Source organism: Abyssicoccus albus (assembly GCF_003815035.1).
GTDB classification, from domain to species: Bacteria; Bacillota; Bacilli; order Staphylococcales; family Abyssicoccaceae; genus Abyssicoccus; species Abyssicoccus albus.
The window spans coordinates 871,224-894,064 of sequence record NZ_RKRK01000002.1; the positions used below are offsets into that span (position 1 = coordinate 871,224).

General features: G+C 36.0%; 20 protein-coding genes, 1 pseudogene and 1 other annotated feature. Of the genes and pseudogenes, 6 read left to right on the forward strand and 15 right to left on the reverse strand.

Annotated features, from left to right (window positions below):
- The 5 genes and pseudogenes from EDD62_RS04230 to EDD62_RS04250 form a co-directional block, all read right to left on the reverse strand.
- A complete protein-coding gene (locus EDD62_RS04230) occupies window positions 1-744 on the reverse strand; it encodes a class I SAM-dependent methyltransferase (RefSeq protein ID WP_170152774.1) in 744 nt (247 codons plus the stop codon).
- A gap of 327 nt (window positions 745-1,071) precedes the next feature.
- Window positions 1,072-2,331: a bifunctional folylpolyglutamate synthase/dihydrofolate synthase gene (locus EDD62_RS04235; RefSeq protein WP_123807651.1), complete on the reverse strand. Its 1,260-nt coding sequence runs from the start codon at window positions 2,329-2,331 to the stop codon at window positions 1,072-1,074.
- 14 nt (window positions 2,332-2,345) lie between these two features.
- Window positions 2,346-4,985: a valine--tRNA ligase gene (locus tag EDD62_RS04240; protein ID WP_123807652.1), complete on the reverse strand. Its 2,640-nt coding sequence runs from the start codon at window positions 4,983-4,985 to the stop codon at window positions 2,346-2,348.
- A 51-nt stretch (window positions 4,986-5,036) separates the two neighbouring features.
- Window positions 5,037-5,240 (reverse strand) — a binding site (T-box leader).
- Between the two features lie 34 nt (window positions 5,241-5,274).
- A complete protein-coding gene (locus tag EDD62_RS04245; RefSeq protein WP_123807653.1) occupies window positions 5,275-6,339 on the reverse strand; it encodes an AbrB family transcriptional regulator in 1,065 nt (354 codons plus the stop codon).
- A gap of 261 nt (window positions 6,340-6,600) precedes the next feature.
- Window positions 6,601-7,629: pseudogene (locus EDD62_RS04250) on the reverse strand (S66 family peptidase).
- A gap of 121 nt (window positions 7,630-7,750) precedes the next feature.
- Between EDD62_RS04250 and EDD62_RS04255 the strand changes: the two are divergent.
- Entirely contained in the window at window positions 7,751-8,233 is a 483-nt protein-coding gene (locus EDD62_RS04255; protein ID WP_077140050.1) for a Dps family protein, read from the forward strand.
- 31 nt (window positions 8,234-8,264) lie between these two features.
- Here EDD62_RS04255 and EDD62_RS04260 read toward each other — a convergent pair whose 3' ends face one another.
- Window positions 8,265-9,644, reverse strand: a complete 1,380-nt coding sequence (locus EDD62_RS04260; protein ID WP_123807654.1) for an aldehyde dehydrogenase family protein — start codon at window positions 9,642-9,644, stop codon at window positions 8,265-8,267.
- Complete coding sequence (locus EDD62_RS04265; RefSeq protein ID WP_123807655.1) at window positions 9,645-10,079, reverse strand: YlbF/YmcA family competence regulator; 435 nt, start codon at window positions 10,077-10,079, stop codon at window positions 9,645-9,647.
- A 73-nt stretch (window positions 10,080-10,152) separates the two neighbouring features.
- Between EDD62_RS04265 and EDD62_RS04270 the strand changes: the two genes are divergently transcribed.
- Both EDD62_RS04270 and EDD62_RS04275 read left to right on the forward strand, forming a co-directional pair.
- Window positions 10,153-10,524, forward strand: a complete 372-nt coding sequence (locus EDD62_RS04270) for a PaaI family thioesterase (protein WP_123807656.1) — start codon at window positions 10,153-10,155, stop codon at window positions 10,522-10,524.
- A gap of 64 nt (window positions 10,525-10,588) precedes the next feature.
- On the forward strand, window positions 10,589-10,978 hold the full coding sequence (locus tag EDD62_RS04275) for a YugN family protein (protein WP_123807657.1): 390 nt from the start codon (window positions 10,589-10,591) through the stop codon (window positions 10,976-10,978).
- 43 nt (window positions 10,979-11,021) lie between these two features.
- On the opposite strand, the gene acsA is transcribed toward EDD62_RS04275, so the two are convergent.
- Window positions 11,022-12,743: an acetate--CoA ligase gene (gene acsA, locus EDD62_RS04280; protein WP_123807658.1), complete on the reverse strand. Its 1,722-nt coding sequence runs from the start codon at window positions 12,741-12,743 to the stop codon at window positions 11,022-11,024.
- Between the two features lie 102 nt (window positions 12,744-12,845).
- Between acsA and EDD62_RS04285 the strand changes: the two genes are divergently transcribed.
- Both EDD62_RS04285 and EDD62_RS04290 read left to right on the forward strand, forming a co-directional pair.
- Window positions 12,846-13,478, forward strand: a complete 633-nt coding sequence (locus EDD62_RS04285; RefSeq protein ID WP_123807659.1) for a GNAT family N-acetyltransferase — start codon at window positions 12,846-12,848, stop codon at window positions 13,476-13,478.
- A 9-nt stretch (window positions 13,479-13,487) separates the two neighbouring features.
- Complete coding sequence (locus EDD62_RS04290) at window positions 13,488-14,624, forward strand: acetoin utilization protein AcuC (RefSeq protein WP_123807660.1); 1,137 nt, start codon at window positions 13,488-13,490, stop codon at window positions 14,622-14,624.
- 27 nt (window positions 14,625-14,651) lie between these two features.
- On the opposite strand, the gene EDD62_RS04295 is transcribed toward EDD62_RS04290, so the two are convergent.
- The 7 genes from EDD62_RS04295 to cyoE all read right to left on the reverse strand — a co-directional run bounded on the left by EDD62_RS04295 (window position 14,652) and on the right by cyoE (window position 21,245).
- Window positions 14,652-15,113 carry a DUF420 domain-containing protein gene (locus EDD62_RS04295; RefSeq protein ID WP_077140042.1) on the reverse strand — a complete coding sequence of 154 codons (462 nt, stop codon included), beginning with the start codon at window positions 15,111-15,113 and terminating at the stop codon, window positions 14,652-14,654.
- Window positions 15,114-15,131: 18 nt separating this feature from the next.
- Complete coding sequence (ctaG, locus tag EDD62_RS04300; RefSeq protein ID WP_123807661.1) at window positions 15,132-16,079, reverse strand: cytochrome c oxidase assembly factor CtaG; 948 nt, start codon at window positions 16,077-16,079, stop codon at window positions 15,132-15,134.
- 132 nt (window positions 16,080-16,211) lie between these two features.
- On the reverse strand, window positions 16,212-16,559 hold the full coding sequence (locus EDD62_RS04305; RefSeq protein WP_123807662.1) for a cytochrome C oxidase subunit IV family protein: 348 nt from the start codon (window positions 16,557-16,559) through the stop codon (window positions 16,212-16,214).
- 1 nt (window position 16,560) lies between these two features.
- Window positions 16,561-17,187, reverse strand: coding sequence for a cytochrome c oxidase subunit 3 (locus EDD62_RS04310; protein ID WP_123807663.1), 627 nt, complete (start codon window positions 17,185-17,187; stop codon window positions 16,561-16,563).
- Window positions 17,187-19,088 (reverse strand): cytochrome c oxidase subunit I, encoded by a 1,902-nt coding sequence (locus EDD62_RS04315; protein WP_123807664.1) that lies wholly within the window; start codon window positions 19,086-19,088, stop codon window positions 17,187-17,189. Before EDD62_RS04315 ends, EDD62_RS04310 begins: the two co-directional genes overlap by 1 nt.
- A gap of 28 nt (window positions 19,089-19,116) precedes the next feature.
- Window positions 19,117-20,286 carry a cytochrome c oxidase subunit II gene (gene coxB, locus EDD62_RS04320; protein WP_123807665.1) on the reverse strand — a complete coding sequence of 390 codons (1,170 nt, stop codon included), beginning with the start codon at window positions 20,284-20,286 and terminating at the stop codon, window positions 19,117-19,119.
- A gap of 32 nt (window positions 20,287-20,318) precedes the next feature.
- Window positions 20,319-21,245 (reverse strand): heme o synthase, encoded by a 927-nt coding sequence (cyoE, locus tag EDD62_RS04325; RefSeq protein WP_077140037.1) that lies wholly within the window; start codon window positions 21,243-21,245, stop codon window positions 20,319-20,321.
- Window positions 21,246-21,462: 217 nt separating this feature from the next.
- On the opposite strand from cyoE, the gene EDD62_RS04330 reads away from it, so the two are divergent.
- On the forward strand, window positions 21,463-22,365 hold the full coding sequence (locus EDD62_RS04330; RefSeq protein ID WP_123807666.1) for a COX15/CtaA family protein: 903 nt from the start codon (window positions 21,463-21,465) through the stop codon (window positions 22,363-22,365).
- Window positions 22,366-22,841: the final 476 nt, after the last annotated feature.

Below are 22,841 nucleotides of genomic sequence, written 5' to 3' on the forward strand. Positions count from 1 at the left end.
TTATATTCTACCTTTTCTCGCCCTGATCGTAATAAAAGGAGGTTTCTGATTAACTTTTAATCTTGTTTCCTCATCCCACATTTCCATAGATAGTTCTGTATTCCCGTGATCAACAACTTTCTCTATTACAAATCCATTTTCAATTAAAGTATTAATCATTGTTCCGATTGTTCGATGATATCGGATCACACTCTCACCTAACCATTCCGTTTCACGAGCCGATTCTTCAAAATAATGATCCATTTTGTAATGTTGATATGGTGATTGGTCATGAATCCAAGGATTTTTTGACTTCGTAGCCGTTTGGATAGGATGTTCTGTTGAGAATAACAATATTCCATCTTCAACAAGTAACTCATTTAGCTTTTTTATCAGTTCAACATAATCTTCAACATAATGAAACGCCAAACTCGATACAATACATTTAAAAGGTTCATTCGTTTGGTACGTTAAGATATCACCCACTTCAAATGTAACCCTATCATCATCCACATGTTGTTTAGCATATTCTATCATATTATTAGATATATCAATCCCTGTAATAGTTTTAGGATTTTTTGATAATAGGTATTGAATAAATTTCCCCATACCACACCCTGCATCTAACACAGATTTATTATTAATATCAGGTAACAACTCCTGCATTATAGGCATTTCTAATATCTCATTATAACTTAACTCGTTATTTCTTAATGCTGTATACTTTGAATAAAATGCTTCATTATCGTATATATTCTGTACCATGAACAACATTCCTTTCTAATTGATATAACTTATTTTATCGAAATATAAAATTAAAAGTAGACTTATATTTTGAAAATATGTATGATGTATTATAGTAGTGTCAAAAATATTAATGTGCTCTTATATATAATCAACCTCAATCTGTTATTATAGAGATTGAGGTTTTCTATTAATTAATTTCAAGCTTTAAATAATATTTAAATTTTATCTTACTAATTCGACTAATACTCATTTCGTATTCAGATTATTCCTCATTTACTCTGATTACAAAACAAAAAACTACAAAAACCATCCCTGGTTTCTGTAGTCTTCAAATAAACACTCTACTTACTTCATCCCTTCCTTCACCTGGCTCACAAAATACAAACTGCCTGTCACCAATAGAAGGTCTCCTTCAAAGTGTTCTATAAATTCTTGATAGTCTTTCACAATTCCCTTATAATCATGGTCAACTTCTTCATACAACGAATCCGCTGGTAATGCCTTTGGATAGTCAAACGTTGTGACAAAGAATTCTTTCGCAATGGGCTCAAGTTGCTCAATCATCGTTCGTATCGGTTTACCGTCAATGGCGCTGAACAAGATGGTAATCTCTCGATCTGGGTAGTACATCTCCATCGTATCAATTAATGCTTGAATCGATTCTGTATTATGTGCACCGTCTACGATCGTTAACGGCTCTTCACGAATCGTCTCAATTCGCCCTTGCCATTTCGCCTCTTCAATCCCATCAATCATTTTGTTGAAATCAATCGTCGCGACTCCGCGTTTGTGCAATTCAACTAAACTTGCGATGGCGAGTGATGCGTTATTGTGTTGATGCGTTCCTTTCATCTCAAGCTCGATGTCATTGAATTCATATTCATTCCATCTAAAGTTAAATTCTTTCTCATTGTGCACGACGACGAAATCACGATTCAACTTAATCCCTTTCGTATGATTTTTCTCAACGACATTATTCATATAACCTTCAAGCTCTAAATCATCAACGTGATAGACAAATGGGACACCGAGTTTGACGACGGCTCCTTTATCTTTCGCAATATCAAGCATTGTCTCGCCGAGAATATTCGTATGATCTAAACTAATACTCGTCAAAATACTGAGGATTGGTTTGAATACATTCGTAGAATCATTCAATGCACCGAGTCCTGCTTCAACAACGACGAAATCGACTGTGCGGACGGCTCCGAAGTAATAGAACATCATCATCGTGATGACTTCAAACTCAGTTGGTGCGCCGAGTGTCGTTTGAGTTTCTAATTGTTCAACGACTTCACGAACTTTTGTCGCGATGAATGCGATGTCATCATCGCTAATCGGTTCACCATTGATACTGATTCGTTCATTGAACGTATCGATGTGTGGACTCGTGAACGTTCCGACTTCATACCCGTTATGGACGAGTGCTAATCGCAAAAATGTGACCGTTGAACCTTTTCCATTCGTCCCTACAACGTGTATTCCTTTAATATTATCTTGTGGATTGTCCATCGCATCGAGCATCCACTGCATTCGTTTAATGCCTGGTTTGATGCCGTGTTTCTCACGTTCTAAAATCCAATATAGACTATCTAAGTAATTCATAAGCGCTTCTCCTGTTATGATCGATTGTTCAATGCTTCAATTCTTTGTTGAACGGCATCGTATTTTGCTTGATAATCTTGCTGTTTATTACGTTCTACTTCGATAATGTGTGCTGGTGCTTTAGATGTGAATTTTTCATTATTTAATTTTTGATTCACACGGTCTAACTCTTTTTGATATTTATCTAACTCTTTAGACAATCTTGCGATTTCTTCTTCAATATTGATTAACCCTTCTAGTGGTAGATGTACTTCTTTATCTGTTAACACCTGACTCATTACTTCATCGGGTAATTCTACGTTTGAATCGATCGTAAGCGTCGACGGGTTACAAAATCTTTTAATGTAATGTTCGTTATTTTGCAACAACACTTTTAATTCATCTGATTTCGTCTGAATGATCATTGGCACTTCTTTAGACATTGGTGTATTCACTTCACTACGGATTTGACGAACCGCTACAATGACTTCAACTAAATGTTGCATCGCTTGTTTGCTTGTTTCATTATTTAACGTTTCATCAACAGTTGGCCAGCTTGCTAACACAATACTCTCTCCATCGTGAGGAATCTGCTGCCAAATACGTTCAGTCACAAATGGCATGAATGGGTGTAACATGCGTAAAATGTTGTCTAACGTATACGTCAGTACACTTCTTGTCATTTGCTTCGCACCTTCATCTTCACCATTCATCGTAATTTTACTCATTTCAATGTACCAATCACAGAAATCATCCCAGATGAAGTTATATAGTACGCGTCCAACTTCACCGAACTCATATTTATCAGATAATCTTGTTACATCTGCAATCGTTTCATTAAGACGTGTCAAAATCCACTCATCGGCTACAGTTTTCTCTTTCGATAAATCCACATCATCGATTGTAAATTCATCACCAATGTTCATGATGCTAAATCTAGATGCATTCCAAATTTTATTGATAAAGTTCCATACGGATTCAACTTTTTCTTCGCTATAACGTAAGTCTTGACCTGGTGTTGATCCCGTTGCTAAGAAGTAACGCAAACTATCTGCTCCATATTTATCAATCACATCCATTGGATCGACGCCGTTACCGAGAGACTTACTCATTTTACGACCATCTTCAGCACGCACTAATCCGTGTAATAATACGTCATCGAATGGCTTCTCTTCTGTAAATTGAAGAGATTGGAAAATCATTCGACTCACCCAGAAGAAAATAATGTCATACCCAGTCACAAGTGTATTCGTCGGGAAATAACGCTCGTAATCAGCTGACGACTCGTCTGGCCATCCCATCGTAGAAAACGGCCATAAGGCACTTGAGAACCATGTATCTAATACGTCTTCATCTTGTGTATAATTGTCGATATCTTCAGGTGGTTCCATACCTACATATACTTCACCTGTGTCGTTATGGTACCACGCTGGAATTCTATGCCCCCACCATAATTGTCGTGAGATACACCAATCACGAATGTCCGTCATCCATCGTGTAAATGTATCGTTAAACCGACCTGGATAAAATTGAATCGCATCGTCCGTTTGTTGGAATTCTAATGATTGTTTTGCAAGTGGCTCCATATTAACGAACCATTGCGTTGATAAATAAGGCTCTACAACCGCGCCGCTTCGCTCAGAATGACCTACTGAATGTTCATGACGTTCAATCTTAATGACGAAGTTTTCTTTCTTCAAATCTTCAACGAGTTGTTTACGACAATCGAATCGATCCATCCCTTCATATTGACCAGCGTTTTCATTCATCGTACCGTCTTCATTCATGACTAAAATACGTTCTAAATCATGGCGATTCCCGATTTCAAAGTCATTTGGATCGTGTGCTGGAGTAACCTTCATTGCACCTGTTCCAGTTTCTATGTCGACATACTCATCTGCTAAGATTGGCAGTTCACGACCAACCAGTGGAAGTGTAACGGTTTTACCAATCATATATTGGTAACGCTCGTCTTTCGGATGAACGACAACTGCAGTATCTCCAAGCATCGTCTCAGGTCTCGTCGTAGCGATTTCTAAATATCCAGAACCGTCAGTGAGTGGATATTTGAAATGATAGAATGCACCTTCAATATCTTTATGAATGACTTCAATATCACTTAATGCTGTACGTGTTGCAGGGTCCCAGTTAATAATATATTCACCACGATAAATTAATCCTTCTTCATACATCTTGACGAACACTTTTCGCACCGCTTCACTTAGCCCTTCATCTAACGTGAATCGCTCTCTTGAATAATCTAATCCAAGACCAAGCTTACGCCATTGACTACGGATGAAACCTGCATATTCCTCTTTCCATGCCCATGTCTGTTCTAAAAACTTCTCACGACCTAAGTCATAACGGCTAATCCCTTGTTCACGAAGTTTCGCTTCAACTTTAGCTTGTGTTGCAATCCCAGCATGATCTGTACCAGGTAAATACAATACATCATAGCCTTGCATTCGCTTCATACGGATAATCATATCTTGTAACGTCGTATCCCATGCATGACCTAAATGTAATTTCCCCGTCACATTCGGTGGAGGTATTACGATACTATACGGTGTTTTAGATTGATCTTTACCCGCTTTGAAGTAATCTTTCTCTACCCATTCATCATAAAGCCCGTGTTCTACTGCTTGAGGATCATATTTCGTTGCCATTTCTTTCATTATCCATCAACTCCAATTAATTTTTTTCGAAAAAAATAACGCCCTATTAAAAAATAGGACGTTTTGCACGTGGTACCACCTAAAGTTATACTCATCATTAGATTAACGCTCTAGTCACGGATAATACTACACAAGTTTCCCCTTCATATTATCATTCTTCCGGGCTACCTTCTTTTAACTTCATCACTTCTTCACACCAACCAGAAGCTCTCTTTAGACTCCGTTAAAATACTCTTCCCCATATATTAGATTAATTTTATTTTATATGATATGAAAATAATGTCAAGTATTACGTCAGTCGCTTTTTTAAGCCTAAACTGACTAACGGTGTAATAATGAGTAGAATAAAAAATATTCTAAAGATATGGTAGCTTGATACCATCGAAATATCAGCACCTGTTTCAATCGCAACGATGACAATTTGAGCCATTCCACCTGGCGCCGCACTTAAAAATAAATCATTCAAGGAATGTGTGGAATATAGTGAGTAAATCGCAACAAAAACAAATGTTAACGCAACTAATACAGTACTTTGGATGACAATGGCAATAATCATCCGAATGTTTAGTCCTTTGATTAACGTTGCAATTTGATAACCGATGCGTATGCCGAATAAAATCTGAGCGACATTAATAAATTGCACTGGCAGTGTAAATGGATGATTCGTTATGACATTCCATAATAACACCGTGAAAACAGGGCCGAGTAAGTCACTCGCAGGAAAATGAATTCGCTTTAATATCCATGTAACAATCGTTACACAGACGATAATCATGATGATTTCAACAACGGGTAATTCGAAAATCGATGGACTCGTTAACATCCCTTGTTGTTCAGGGTATGATTGTTGCTTAGGCGCTATAAATGTTGAAATAATTGGGACTAAAAGGATAACCATCACAATCCTAGTCGTTTGAGCGAGGGTCACAAGGAGTAAATCTGCACGTTCATCTTCTTCAGCCATCACAATCATTTGACTCAAAGCACCCGGTACTGTCGATAAAATTGCAGTTTCTAACGTACAATGCGTAAGCTTTTTGAATAAGACTGCAAGGCTCATCGCAATCACCATCACCGCAATCGTAATGATGAGAATCCCTAACCATTCATCAGACAACCCGACAATAACAGACAACGTAAAACTCGTCCCAATTTGAATGCCAAGAATGTATAAAGCAACATTGCTAATACGATTAGGCAAATCCACCGTCCAATGTAATACGCTGATGAAAAATACCGTTAATAATATTGGCGTGAACATATACGGCAGAATCATCCCTACTTGATCAGCGATATAAGATAAAACAATTGAAATCATGAATAATATCGTTAACGTAACCCATTTATTTTGCATTTCAATACCCTTCTTTACTCTGTTGGTTACTATATTGTAATACAAAACAAGAAATTAATTAATCATCAGGTTTTCACTCGTTCTTCTGAAACCTGATGATTAATCGTTGTTTTATCGTCAGGTTTTCACTCTTCTTTCTAAAACCTGATGATTAATTACTTATAGTTATGGACAGGTTTCACCTAATCACTTCAAAACCTGTCCATTATTCGCTATTTTATGGACAGGTTTCTCCCAATCACTTCAAAACCTGTCCATTAACTATTCCACAGCACTTTCCAACACTGAAAATTTATTCTCTTTCATATTAATTTCAGCTTGAACGCCGTATGGTATGATACACTTCGGTTCATTATGACCAAATGATGCATTATACAAAACGGGCAAATCTTTTAAATTCCATTCGGCAAGGACTTCCTGGAAAACTTCTTTAATTTCATCATAGTACACTCCGTCTTGTGGTCTCCCAACAATGATTCCATTCACCTGATCAAATATACCCATCACTGCAAATGCCCTTAAGTAATCTTCTCATAGTTCAGGTGGTAAATGAACTTCTGATGTTTCTAAAAATAAAATACTACCTTCAAATTGATCTAATGAAGGAAACATATAAGTTCCTCTTAAATTACTTAAAACTTCTAAACAACCTCCAATTAAATGTCCTGTTACGATACCTTCTCCTTGTATCCGTTCATATCCAATATTATCAATCAATGGTCTTTCAATTGACTGATTTTCTTCATCCCAACGTAACCCAAATTTACGAATCTTATCTGAAGTTTGAATTCCACCGATGACAGAAGTGTCAAACAATGTGGAATGTATGCTATTGACTGTGTATTCATCCATTTGAATGTTTTCAGCAAAGTCAGTCAATAACGCTGTTCCATAAAATGATGTGATTCCTAATTGATACAAATAAAGATGCAACGTCGTAATATCTGAATAACCTAAAAATATTTTTGGATTATTACGAATGACCTCTTCATCTAGATATGGAATAATTCGAATGCAGTCATTTCCACCTAACGTACAAATGATCGCTTTTATTTCAGGATCTTTAAAAGCATTGTTCAAGTCATCTGCCCTAGCTCCGGGATTGTGATGATTGAACGCTATACCTTTTAACGCATTTGGCATCACTTTAACATTCAATCCAAACACTTCTCGTAACCGCTCAATACCTTGCTCTGTTCGCCACATTATTTCATCTTCACCTGCTAATCCACTAGACGGTGAAACAATTGCAACGGTATCTCCTTTGTTCAGCTTACTCGGTTTTATCATGATACCCACATCCTTTTCGACTATATTACCACAAATGTTCACACAATTTACATAACTTCAGTGTTTATACCAATATGTAATGGGAATATATATACTAACATAATGAAAAGGAGATGTTCATATGGCTAAGAAAAAAACGAATGAATCAAAGCATGAATTTAGCAACACGAAAGAAGCGTTAAACCATCAAGTGGCTAACTTTACTGTATTATGGACAAAGCTTCACAACTATCATTGGTACGTCAAAGGGTCAAACTTTTTCTCATTGCATACTAAATTTGAAGAGTTATACAACTCATCAAGTGAGTACGTAGATGAACTTGCTGAGCGTTTATTAGCAATTGGTGGTGAGCCAGTAGCAACGATGAAAGAGTCATTGAAAGAATCATGCATTAAAGAAGGAAAATATAACCTTTCAGCAGAAGAAATGGTGAAAGATTTAACGAAAGATTTTGAAAAGCTTTCTAAAGAACTAATCAAGAGTAAAACATTAGCAGAAGAAGCAAATGATGATCGTACTGCTGATTTATTTATCGGAATCAATACTGAAATTGAAAAAAACAATTGGATGTTGAAATCATTCTTAGGTAATGATGTAGAATAAATGATAAAAAGAGGACTTCGGTCCTCTTTTTTTATATGAAATTCTTCAATATTTTCTGTTGAACAAATTTATACGGTGGATACATCATCTTCAACATTGTATTCTGCTTCAATTCAACGATAGACTTTTGATGTGAGAACGTATCAAAAGAATATTTTCCATGATAATTACCCATACCAGATGAACCAATCCCTCCAAATGGCAATTCAATATTTGATAGGTGCAGAAGAGTGCCATTATGCATACCACCACCGAATTGAATTGTATGGAATAGCTCATCTTTCAATGCAACATCTTCAGTAAATACATATAGCGCAAGGGGTGGGTCCATCGATTGAATTGAATTGACCACTTCACCGACCTCATCATACACCATGACGGGCAAAATTGGCCCAAATAATTCTTCGCTCATCAACAGATCATTTTCCTCGATGCGGACCATCGTTGGTGAAATAAACCGTTCATTTATACTAATCTCTCCGCCATGAATGATCTCTCCATCACTTCCTTTTAATAGAGCAGCCAATCGATTCGTATGGTCAACATTCACTAGTCTTCCATAGTCTAGACTTTGCTGAGGCTCTTTAGTATAAAATTGTTCCAACGTCTGTTTCATCTCATCGACAAATTGCTGATAAACCGTTCGTTCGACATAGCAATGGTTCGGTGCTACACACGTTTGACCCGCATTCGTAAATTTACCATATGCGATTTGTCGACATGCGTGTCGAATGTCGGTATTGCTTGTTACAATCGCAGGGCTTTGACCGCCGAGTTCTAATGTCACAGGTGTTAAATGTTGAGAGGCTTTATTCATCACAATTTTTGCAACACGTGTACTGCCTGTAAAGAAAATATAATCAAAGTGTTGTTCAAGTAACATTTGATTGACTTCCCTACCCCCTTCAATCACCGTAATATAATCCTTTTCAAAAAATTCATCGATCATTTGCCAAATCACTGTAGACACAGTTGGTGTTAGTTCCGATGGTTTCAATATTGCAGTATTACCAGCACACATTGCGCCAATCAACGGTTCTATAAGTAATTGAAATGGATAATTGAACGGCCCAATGATATAAACGACACCATAAGGTTCTCGTATTATATAACTTTCACTTCTAAATAAATGCACTGGTGATTTAACGCGTTCACGTTTCATCCACGATTTCAAATGTTTCTTCATATATCGAATTGAACTTAATGTAAAGCCGATTTCCGTAAGATATGCTTCAGTATTAGATTTCCCTAAATCAATCTTCAATGCTTCTAAAATCTTAGATTCATATTGTTTGATTGCTTGTTCTAAAGTTTCTAATTGCTGATAGCGATATTCATACGATTTCGTCTGTTGAGTTTTGAAAAAATGTTTTTGCTGTTTTAATAGCTCTTGTATCTCATATGAATTCACTTAAGAACACCCACATTGTCCATCAGTATTACATGAATGTCCGCTTAGGCGACCTTCATAGAATGGATTATTCGTCTCAACCTCAATTGCATCGGTCACAGAACGTGTTAATTCAACCATAGTCATATCTAATAGATTATAAAATTCGATTTCACTTTCTTTATACTCAACATATGCCGGGTGTTGAGTGAGCGTCTTTCGCATTTGCCTTGCTTCTTTCATGACTGTTTTATAGTCTGGATGATAATGTCCAAAACGCATCACTTCATTCACATGTTCCTTCATTTCGATAAAGTCCTCGTATAAAGTTTGATAAGATTCATCAAGCTTTAACGCATTTTTACTTTGTATATAGTGATTAAATTCATCAGTATGTATTAACATCATTGTTAAACGATCGAGTTCATCGTATAATTTAAGTTCTGTTTGAATCATAAAAAAATCCACCTTTAAAGATTTAACTTTGTTACCATATATAGTATCATGAAAACAACTTGGAGGTAAAAGTATGGACGCTAAAATATATGAAATCTTCCCATTGGATATTCAATTAGATAAGGATCAATCTACTGCAGCACTTGAAATTAAAGAGCATATGATGAACCAATATGGCATTGTACACGGTGGAGTCATTACGTTGTTTGCTGATACGTTGATGGGTGAACACGCAAAACAATTTTATGATGATCATACTGCGGTGGTCACAGGTCAAATGAATACATATTTCATCAATCCTGCTCAATCTTCATCGTTATATGCAGAAGCTCACTTTATTAAAAAAGGACGCTCAAACATTGTTATCGAGTGTTCGGTATTTGCCGATGAAAAAAAAGTGACCCATTTCAATGCAATATTTCATCCAGTGAGCAAATTAAAATAGAATTGCCTTTATGAATGATTTATAATAAAATTAAAGATGTATGAAAAAGAGGGAGGCAACATAAATGGAGTTTATTAATTCTAGCCTAGAAACAGTTGTCGTAGAACAACAATTATTGCAAGACGTAATGAACAAACATGGCCTAGTATTAGGTGGACATTGGGACTATGAACGTGTTACATATGACTTCAAATTCGACATTCCTGAAGGGATTTACTACTTAAGAATGCCTGGATATGCAGTCGAAGGTGACGTTGGTGCAAACAACGCTACAATTCAAATGATGGATCCTTATTTAGGGAAACATTATTATCCAACAGGTGTTGAATACGGTGAAGATGAAGTATTCCCTGAGCGTATCGTTAAGATGTGCCAAGATATCATTATGAAAGTTGTAGATGATATTAAAGTCGTATCACCTGAGTCATTTAAATCAACATCTCATAACGCATAATGAAGAAACGCTAGAACGAATTCGTTCTAGCGTTTTATTATATTTAATCATCATCAATTGTAGATAAGTCCCCTGTTGGTAAATCTAATTCCCAAGATTTCAATACACGTCGCATAATTTTACCACTACGTGTTTTTGGTAATTTATCTTTAAACTCTATCTCTCTAGGTGCTGCATGTGCAGCAAGACCTTCTTTAACGAATACTCTGATTTCCTCTTTTAACTCATCACTCGTTTCATAACCATCCCTTAATGCGATAAATGCTTTAATAATTTCTCCACGAATTGGGTCTGGTTTACCTATCACACCAGCTTCTGCAACTTTAGGATGCTCAACAAGTTTACTCTCTACTTCAAATGGTCCAACACGTTCTCCAGCAGTCATAATCACGTCATCAACACGTCCTTGGAACCAATAGTAACCATCTTCATCTTTATATGCTGAGTCACCTGATATATACCAAGTATCATCCACAAAATATGAATTATATTTTGCTTCATTATTCCAAATGGTATGCATCATGGAAGGCCAACCTTTTTTGATGGCTAGATTCCCCATTTGATTTGGTCCAAGTTCGTTTCCTTGGTGATCAATGATAGCCGCTTGAATACCTGGAACTGGTTTACCCATGGAACCCGCTCGTATATCCATTGATGGATAGTTACAAATCATATGGGCTCCAGTTTCAGTCATCCACCACGTATCATGAATTCTCTTCTTGAATACATTATTCCCCCATTTGATCACTTCAGGATTTAATGGTTCTCCAACAGATAATATATGTCTTACAGAAGATAAGTCATAGTGATGAACTAATTCATCCCCTGCATTCATTAACATTCGAAAAGCGGTTGGTGCTGAATACCATACTGTCACGTCATATTTCTCTAATGTTTCGTACCAAGCTTCAGGAGAAAATCGTCCACCAAACACAACGTTTGTGACACGATTGAGCCACGGCGCAAAAATACCATACGATGTTCCCGTTACCCATCCAGGATCGGCAGTACACCAAAATACATCATCTTCTTTTAAGTCAAGTACATATTTACCTGTAATATAATGTTGCACCATTGCTTGTTGAACGTGCAATACACCTTTCGGTTGACCTGTTGAGCCAGACGTATAGTGCAAAATAAGACCATCATCTTTTTTCAACCATTCTATATCAAATGTTTCATCTGCACTGTCGTAGTATTCATAGTAATCTAAAACATCATTTGATGCATTAACTTCATCATCAATGACAATAATTTTCTCTAGATTAGGCAGTTTATTGTGTGGAATACGATTCAGAAGTTCATTCGTAGTGATGACGACTTTCGCTTCACTATTTTCTAATCGATCTGTCACGGCCTTTTCCATAAATGCTTCAAATAGTGGCCCTGCAATGGCGCCTAACTTTAAAATACCAAACAGTGCAAAATAGAGTTCAGGAGAACGATTCATAAATATAAATACTCGATCCCCTTTTGTTACATCCGCTTGATTTCTGAAAATATTAGCGGCTTTATTACTCTCAATCATGATGTCTTTAAAAGTATATGATGCTTCCACATTTTTGTCGCGATATTTTAATGCAACGTGTTCGCCATAACCTTCTTCAACATGTTTATCAATACATTCATAAGCCATATTATATTGACCCGTTTTAGACCAACTAAAATGATCAAAAGTGTCTTCCCATTGAAACGACTCGTAAACAGAATCATAATCTTTCATATTTGGCGTCTTGTCTACTGCTTTGTATAATTCTAACCTCATCTTATTTCCTCCAATTTTGTGTAATCGCTTACATAAGTTATAATACTATTATAAACATAAATATATTAACTTTTCAAAAAATTCGGTATTTGAGGTGATTGTTTGCAACATATAAAAACATACAATCAATGTATTAAACATATTAAAGAGCGTACGATTATCATTGAAGGTCCAATTGAAGCAAAGGACTTATCAACATATCGTATGGAGTCATCGTTAACAGCTTTTAGACAGCCAGCCGAACAACTTGAGGCATTAATTGACATTGCTGGTCTTGAAGAAGGACGGATTATCATTGCAAGAACTGACGATTTAATTATCGGTTATGTCACGTTTTTATACCCTGATCCACTAGAACGTTGGAGTTATAAAAATTTAGATTACTTATTAGAACTTGGAGCAATTGAAGTTGCGTATCACTTTAGGGGATATCAAATCGGGAAAGAATTATTAAATGTGAGTATGAGTGATGGCTATATGGAAAATTATATTATTATTACGACAGAATATTATTGGCATTGGGATTTAAAGAATAGTGGACTTGATGTGTTTGAATACAAAAATTTAATGCAACGCCTTATGCAATCTGCACGTTTCGAAGTATTTCAGACAAACGATCCAGAAATCACTTCTCATCCTGCGAACTCTTTAATGGCTAGAATTGGAATGCAAATTACAAGACATCAAATGCAACAATTTGATGAGATTAGATTTATGAATCGATTCTTTCTTTAGGAGGATTATATGTGTAAATATATTTATAGTGATGATTTATTACAATATCGATTTGGTAATCATCACCCATTTAATCAAATGCGGGTTAAGATGACGACCGATTTATTACGAGCTACCGGAACATTAACTTCTGATGACATAGTCATTCCAAGAATTGCGACAGACAATGAAATTATGTCTATTCATCGACGTGACTATGTACAATTGATTAAACAAATATCTAAAGAAGTAACCGTACCCACTGAAAGACTTCAAAAATATGGACTTAGTACAGACGATACGCCGACATTTGCCGAAATGCATGAATATAGTAAAAGAATTGTCGGTGCTAGTCTAACAGCTGTTGACCTCGTCATGAGTAAAGAGACTAATATTGCTGTTAGCTTAGCTGGAGGACTTCATCATGGTTTCACTGGAAGAGCTGGAGGGTTTTGTATATATAATGACTCAAGTATCGCAATTCAATCGTTAATTAATAACTACAATCAACGCGTATTATATATTGATACAGATGCTCATCATGGTGATGGTGTACAAGAAAGTTTTTACCATAGCAATCAATGTTTAACATATTCAATTCATGAAACTGGAAGATATTTATTTCCAGGAACAGGACGGTTTGATGAACGTGGGATAGAAGAGGGGTTTGGTTACGCTGCTAATATTCCCCTTGAACCTTTTACGTCAGACGAGTCATTTATCCATTGTTTAAATTTGAGTTTACGTCGAGTCATTGAATCGTACAAACCAGACATTATTGTGAGTGTTCATGGTGTCGATGGCCATCATCATGATCCGTTGACACATTTGTCACTGTCGATGTTTTCATTTCAATCTGTTCCTCGTCTAATTAAATCGCTAGCGGATGAATATACAGATGGACAATTAATTATATTAGGCGGTGGTGGTTATAACATTTGGAATGTCGTTCCTAAAGCGTGGGCCCATATATGGTACGCTGTCAAAGACTTACCTCCTCCAACAGGCAGACTACCAGAAGCGTTTATTAAGCAGTACGAACATAAAAGCAAAGAAAATATTTTTCCATATTGGCATGATCCTACATGTCCCTTCATCCTAAGGACAGATTCCATCACTGAATCGAACAAGATTATATTAAATCGAGTATTAAATTATTTCAAATAAAAAAAGTATTCACTCATGTGAATACTTTTAAAATCCTAAAATTGCTTTAAAAACACTTGTCGTTTCTCCACCCGTATAAAAAACATACAGCAATAAGTAAACCGCTACACCAGTAATCGCTGTGAAAAACCAAATGATTGATGTAATGGGTCCTAGTTTACGATGACGCTCTAGCTTGTTTTTAAGGCCTAAATAAATCGTATAAATACCAAATATTGCACCCGTTGTCGCTAATGTAATATGGAAAATTAAAAAGATTGTGTAGTAAATTTTAATATCATCCGGTCCACCAAATGCAGTATTTCCGATAAATATTGTTCTAGACGCATAAATAATAAAGAATATGACAGCACAAGCCGCTGCGATGAGCATCGTCTTTTTATGGGCTTCGATGTTTCTATCTTTAATAAGCTTCCATCCAATCGCGACAAAGATTGCACTCAGTACGATGAATGTCGTTGAAATTGTAGGTAATATTGGTAATGTCATTGAAACTCCTCCAGTCAATTAATGAAATTGATTATAATACTCTTGTTGTTCTTGATGCTTTCTTAATGCATTTTCTGTAACGTCTTGTTCATTAACGCGTTCATGAACTCTCCACTGATAAAATACATAGAACAACATCACTCCAAAAAATAGTTCCTGTAATATCTTCATCACGACACCACCCGTTTGCTGATCGTGCAACGGTGTTTCATTCGTGAAATATTCTGGTCCACTAATCATACCACTATCTGATAGTGAATCAAGAATGGATGTTGGTACACATACTTCCATAGATTTTAACCACGCACTACCATCTGTATACGTATTATACATTGGAGATTGACTAAAAATAATTAACCCACATGCTGGTGTCAATAGTACCCCGATCACAAAGATATACAATAATTTATATAGACCGAACATTTGATGTTCTTCATGTTTATTAAACACAGGATACCACATAAACAATGCAAGAATGAATAATAAGACATTAAATACAGAATGTGCAGTTGCTTCTTGCTTTAAAAAATCTAGTACAACAGGTAGATGATAAATACTAAAAACACCATTGAATAAAATAATCGCAATCAATGGCTTTGTCATCACTTGCACAATAGGTTTGATGACCGGTAAATTCACCACGTATTTCATCCAATATTCAGGAATTGCAAAATATAACAATGGTGTAATTAATAAATAAACAACTGCCATTTGTAACATATGATATGAAAACAGTATGTGGCTCAGTAGATCGATTGGGCTGCCTTTAACGATATACAATGTCATCATAATTAAGATAAACCATACTGCTTCGCTTCGTTTTAAAGGTCTATTCCCTTCTATGTCATGTCTCCATACCGTTGTCAGCAAAAAATATAAAACCGTTGTAAATAATATAAAGACGATAAAAAATGGACTCCAATTCGCAAAAAATCCAAAGATTTCAAGCGATGATACACTAAACATACTTGACCACCTCTTTTATACATTAATTCCATTATATCTAAGTCAATAGATGCATACAATAAACGGTCATGAATTAATTGTGACAAAAAAAGAACTAAGACGTAACGAAACGTCTTAGTTCTTGAAGTTTTACTACTTCAATGGTTGTCCTAACCATACGATATAGACACCCATGATAATAAATGCTAGTCCGAAGTATACACCCATTAAGATGAAGAATTTCGGTATATCATGCCCTGAATCTTTCATGTGCATGAAATAATAAAATTGTAATATCACTTGTAATGCTGCAAGTAATAAAATAATTGGGATGACAAATGCTTTCGCAACGCCTCCTGCAACTAACATAAATGCGATTAATGTAAAGAATATCATCAATCCAAATACTGTCACTTGCATTCTCATATCTTTCGTACGTCGTGCTTTATAGTAGCGGAGTTGCTCATCAGTTAATTGTACATCGTTATGTTCAACACTCATGTTATCCCACCTTACCTAATAAGTATACTACAGTGAAGATGAATACCCATACAACATCAATGAAGTGCCAATATAATGCTGCTGTGTTGTACTTCGCTGCGTTATAAATTGATAATCCACGCCCTGCATTACGAACGATTAATAAGATGAACCAAACTAATCCAATGATTACGTGGAATCCATGTGTACCTACTAAGAAGTAGAACGCACTACCAAAGGCACTAGATCTAAATGTATGGCCTTGGTGAACGTATTCTATAAACTCGTAGATTTCTAATCCTAAAAACCCTAAGCCTAAAAGAACAGTAATGATTAACCATAGTTGCATTTTCTTAAAGTTATGATTACGCATATGATAAATGGCATATACACTTGTTAAACTTGATGTTAATAATAACATCGTCATGACAAAGGCTAATGGCAATTGGAATAAATCTTTCGCAAGGAGATGTTCACCACCAGGTACTTTGTCTTTCAATGCTAAGTATGTCGCAAATAATGATGCGAACAATACTGTCTCTCCACCTAAGAAAATCCAAAAACCAGTAAACTTATTTTTACCTTCTAATGAAGCTGTTTCAGGGTGTTGCGGCCAATTATGTGCAGTATAATTTTTTTCAGCTGCCATTATTTAAGCCCCCTTTCAATGTCTAACACTTCTTCTTTCTTCACATAATATCCATGGTCATCAATTAATGAACGTGCAATCATAGCACCTGCTGTAATCGCAAGTCCGATAATTAATACAAAGACTGCCCATGGTTTTTCAGGTAAGTTTGCTACAGCGTCTAGTGCCCATTCTTTGCCATCTGCGAAGTATAATGCTCCGAATGCTGCAACAAATAATCCTAGCGCTTGAATGAATGGTAAGATTGTATTGTTTGGCATATGAATGTCACCAAGTGACTCTGCTGGCATCATTTGACCGTTGTTCTCTTTCTTCTCAATCCAAAATGCATCTAAACCACGAATTAATGGTGTTTGTGCAAAGTTATAGAATGGAACAGGTATTGGTAGTGACCATTCTAAAGTACGACCATCTCCCCAAGGATCTCGACCGACACGTTCGTTTTTCACTAATGTCATAATAATATTAATTAATAAAATGATAACTGCAATCGCCATCACGAGTGCTCCAATAGATGAAACAAGGTTTGGAATCTCGTAGCCATGACCTGGTAAGTAAGTGTACACACGACGTGGCATTCCAAATAACCCTAAGAAATGTTGAATTAAGAATGTTAAGTGGAATCCGATGATAAATAACCATGCAGATAATTTCCCTAACTTCTCGTTTAACATCGTACCGAACATTAATGGCCAGTAGAAATGAAGTCCCGCAAGTAATGCGAATACTACACCACCAACGATTACGTAATGGAAGTGAGCGACGATGAAGTAAGAATCATGATATTGATAATCTGCAGGCGCACTCGCTTGCATTACTCCTGTCACACCACCCATAACAAACGATGGAATAAATAACATTGCATAAATCATTGGCGTTGTCAGTTCAATTGAACCGCCCCAAACTGTTGCTAACCAGTTGAAAATCTTCACACCAGTCGGAACCGCAATTGCCATCGTTGCAACGGCGAATATTGCGTTCGCTGTTGGTCCCAAACCTACTGTAAACATATGGTGAGCCCATACCATGAATCCTAAGAAACCGATTAATACTGTTGCGAATACCATCGCTGAATATCCAAACAATCTCTTACGAGCAAATGTTGAGAAAATCTCAGAGAAAATACCAAATGCTGGTAAGATTAAAATGTAAACTTCAGGGTGTCCGAAAATCCAGAATAAGTGTTCCCAAATAATTGTATTACCACCTTGCGATACTACGAAAAATCCTGTTCCGAACATACGGTCAAAGATTAATAAGAAAATACCAATCGTCAGTGGTGGGAATGCGAATACGATTAATGCAGATGCGACAAATGTCGTCCATGTCATTAATGGCATTCTCATATATGTCATACCAGGTGCTCTCATATTAATGATTGTGGCTAAGAAGTTAATCCCTGCAATCAATGTTCCGGCACCTGAAATTTGTAAGCCTAATGCGTAGAAATCAATGCCGTGACCTGGTGAATCAAGTGATAATGATGCATAACTTGTCCAACCAGCATCTGGCGCTCCACCTAATAACCATGAAAGGTTTAAGAAGATTCCACCAAATACGAACAACCATAAACCTAATGCATTTAAGAATGGGAATGCGACATCACGTGCACCAATTTGTAATGGTACCGTGGCATTCATAAATGCAAATAATAGTGGCATCGCCGCTAAGAATATCATTGTAGTACCGTGCATTGTAATAATTTCGTTAAATAAACCTGCTGTCACAAAGTCGTTGTTTGGAACGGCTAATTGAATACGAATTAACATCGCTTCAATTCCACCCATTGCAAAGAACAAACCACCGAAAATTAAGTATAAAATCGCAATCTTCTTATGATCGACTGTCGTTAAATAATCTTTAACTGTCGCAAGAAATCCTTGTTTTTGTGGATTACTCAATGTGTTAACCTCCCTTTATATTCCCTCTTTATTTCTCTTCTTTTGAATCTTTTTTATCTTCTTTTTTGTCTTCTTTTTTGTCTTCTGATTCATTTTCTTTCTTATCGTCTTCTTTTTTCTTTGCTGACTTCTCTAAATCTTCAAGTTTTAATGCTGTTAAGTACTCTGCAACTTTATCTGCATCTTCATCAGAAATCTCATATTGACCTGTCATTTTGTTACCTGGTTTCAAGGATTCAGGATCTTTGATCCATTTCGCAACATTTTCTTTGTTGTTTTCAAGAATACCGGCAACATGATCGCGATCTCCAAAGTTTGTTAAGTTAGGACCTTGTGCATCACTACCTGTTGGTGTTGTTGCGTGACAACCCATACAAGAATTATTGAAGATCTCTTGACCTTCTTTGGCATCAGCAGATAAGTCTGCGACTTTAGACTCTTGAACTTTAGCCATGTCATCAGCCCATTGCTTGAAATCATCTTCAGACATTGCCTTCACTTTGAAGTCCATTAATGCGTGTGATGGTCCACATAACTCAGCACATTTACCGTAGAAGATATTGTTTGCTTCTTTTGCTTTATCGCTGTCGAACTTCAAGTAAAATTGGTTGATGTTCTCAACGTTTGTATCCATCTTACCACCAGCTGATGGAATCCAGAATGAGTGTTTTACATCATTCGCTTTTAAGTTGAAGTAAACTTTTTTGTCTGTTGGAACAACAAGTTCTTGGCTTGTTACAATTTTTTCGTTAGGGTATTCGAACTCCCACCAATATTGATTTGCTGTTACGTTAATTATGTACTCTTCTTTCGACTTCTTCTCATCATTCATTACATTGACATCTGCTAACTTGAAAGTGTAATACACTGTTGGTACTGCTAAGATGATTAATAAGATAATCGGAATCACTGTCCAAATAACTTCTAATTTGTGATTTCCTTCTACGTCTTTCGGTACAAAATCATCGCCAAGTTTTGAGCGACGGAATTTCACCATAACGATTAAGAATAAGACTACAACAACTGCAACAACGACTAACATAATAATGATGGCTAACATCATTAAATTAAATTGCTCTTTACCTACTTCACCTGCAGGATTTAATGATGAATGCTTAATATCACCACATCCAGCAATGAAAAGCATCATTCCGATGGCAATCGCCATCATGGACTTACGAAAAACATGTCGATTCATAATAAATAACCCCTCTTTCATTCATTCGTCTATTATATCATTTCAATGAGTGAAATGACTACAACCATTACAAAAGTAATTATCATATAGTTCAATGAGAATAAAAACATACGCATTGCCCACTTCTCTTCATTGACGGATTGTTTGAATCCTGTCATACCAATTGCAATCCATATCAAATTTAACACAGTCATTACGACTAAAAATAATGAGCCTAATGACGGAATAAGGAAAGGAATTGGTAATAATAATAGTAGCCAGAACATTATGCTTATTCTTGCTCTTTTAAATCCATACACTGTTGGCAACATCGGAACACCTGCAGCACCATATTCTTGACGTCGCTTGATTGCTAACGCATAAAAATGAGGTGGCTGCCATACAAACATAATCAGAAATAACACCCATGCTTCCAATGTTAATCCATTATATATTGCAGCGAATCCTATCAGTGGTGGAATTGCGCCACTAATTGAACCAACAATAGTGTTGGAGACAAAATGACGTTTTGTAAAGACCGAATACAACACAAAGTAACTGAAAATTCCTAAGAAGCCTAACAATCCTGAGATTGGATTGATCATAAATAATAACAACTCACCGAAAAGCATCAACGATAAACCGAACTTAAATAGGAAGCTATCTGAAAACGTTCCATTAATAGAAGGTCTATTCGTCTTACTATTCATCAGTTGATCAATATCTTGATCATAATAGTTATTCCAAACACAGACACCACCAATTATCATTGCTACACCAACCATCATTAAGCACATCGTAGTGAGTGATTGCAAAAATGATTGGTCACTTAGCATAATTGCCAAAAAGCCTCCTGTAAAAGCAGTGATTAAATTACTTTGAATAATGCCTGATTTGACGACTTTCATGTAGTCTTTAACGGTTGCTTTATGTTGTTGAATAGACATGTTACGTGATTGTGCAACATGCTCAACTGTCATTCTATCCCCCCTTTCCTTATCATCAAATTCATGAATTGTTCAAGAATTTGATCATATTGTTATTTGAACATTGGTATAATGACTATATGAATTAATTGTATATACGAACACATAATTATACAGTCTACAAATTAAAGTTTACCACATTTTGAACTAATGTTAAGCTATTATTTAGTTAAATTTTTATTTTATGACCATTATAGCCGAGGTGCCTTTCATGAATATTTCGAAACCATTAAAATATATATCAATTATTGCAACGCTCACGATGATTTTTGTTCAAATTGGTGGTGCTCTTGTCAGTAAGACAGGGTCTGCAGATGGCTGTGGTTCAAGTTGGCCACTTTGTCACGGTCAAGTCATTCCAAAAACGTTCCCGATGGACACAATCATAGAGCTTGCACATCGTGGTGTGAGTGGATTTGCTTTGATCATAGTTGTCGCTTTAGGTTATTTAGCCTTGAAAGAAATTGGCCATATTAGAGAAACGAAGTTTCTAGTATCAATGAGTATCGGTTTTTTAGTATTACAAGCCTTAATCGGTGCTGCAGCCGTCGTTTGGCAGCAAAATGACTTTGTATTAGCACTACACTTTGGAATTTCTTTAATTTCTTTCGCTTCTGTATTTTTACTCAGCTTGTTAATCTTTGAAGTGGATCAAAAATTTGAAGCCCGTGAAGTAATCATTCAATCACATCTAAAATGGCATACAATTTTGTTTACGATGTCAATATATATCGCCATCTATTCAGGCGCACTCGTTCGACATACTGAATCTACACTCGCTTGTATTTCATGGCCACACTGTAATAGCGACTCGATATTTATGCCGTCAAACTTTTATGAATATGTTCATATGGGACATAGAACACTCGCTTTTATTATGTTTTTATGGTTTACATATATTACGTATCACGCTGTAAAGCATTATAATGAATACCGAGTAATTAAAAATGGTTACACACTTGCATACCTATTTATTGTGATGCAAGTCATTACCGGTGCGATTACAATCTTTACACTCGGTAATATCTTCATCATGTTACTACATGCACTATTTATTACATTACTATTCGGTATGTTATGTTATTTCATCATGTTGATTTCAAGATCTAAATAAACAAAATTTATTTTGACAAAAAATAGCGATAAAATTTGATTATTCTCAAATTTTATCGCTATTTCTTTACTTTATTAAAATCATCACATCGTGCAATAAGTATTTACCTGTCGTATTTAGAGTATTTTCGATTTACTCTGATTACGAGACACTTTTCAACCCTTTCCTCTTCCGTAATCAGAGTAGTTTCGATTTACTCTGATTACGAGACACTTTTCAATCCTTTTCCCTTCCGTATTCAGAGTATTTTCGATTTACTCTGATTACGAGACACTTTTCAATCCTTTTCCCTTCCATATTCAGAGTATTTTCGATTTACTCTGATTACCAGACGTTTTCCAACCTTTTTCCTTCTGTATTCAGAGTATTTTCGATTTACTCTGATTACGAGACACTTTTCAATCCTTTTCCCTTCCATATTCAGAGTATTTTCGATTTACTCTGATTACCAGACGTTTTCCAACCTTTTTCCTTAT